The 397-nt window shown below is 66.8% G+C and carries 1 protein-coding gene; it reads left to right on the top strand.

Features of this window, described 5'->3' with window-relative positions; all coding sequences use genetic code 11:
- A partial coding sequence (locus P0D68_RS35535; RefSeq protein ID WP_408468839.1) for a cytochrome d ubiquinol oxidase subunit II occupies positions 1–397 on the top strand: 397 nt, incomplete at both ends.

Raw genomic sequence — 397 nt, 5'->3', positions numbered from 1 at the left:
CACCTATCACGGCGGCTTCTTCGCGCTGCTCAATCCGTTCGCGGTGCTGTGCGGGCTCGTGAGCGTGTCGATGCTGGCCGCGCACGGCGCCGCCTTCGTGAAGATGAAAGCGGACGATATTGTGGCCGAACGCGCGTCGCTTGCGCTGCGCATCGCGTCGCTGGCGGCCGTGGTGCTGTTCCTGATTGCCGGCGCGCTGATCGCCACGATGATCGGCGGCTATCAGCTGGTCGATGCGGCGCCGCTCGATACGGTTGCCAATCCGCTGCTGAAGAGCGTGATCGGCGCACCGGGCTTATGGCTCACCAACTACGCCACCTATCCGTGGATGGTGACCGCTCCCGTAGCCGGCCTGGTGGGCGGCTTGCTGGCCGCGTTGCTCGCGCGTTCGCGCTTC

The organism is Paraburkholderia sp. RL17-380-BIE-A, from assembly GCF_046028085.1.
Classification (GTDB): domain Bacteria; phylum Pseudomonadota; class Gammaproteobacteria; order Burkholderiales; family Burkholderiaceae; genus Paraburkholderia.
Note: the sequence above shows the minus strand (reverse complement) of the source record. Positions and strands in the feature narration are given on the sequence as shown.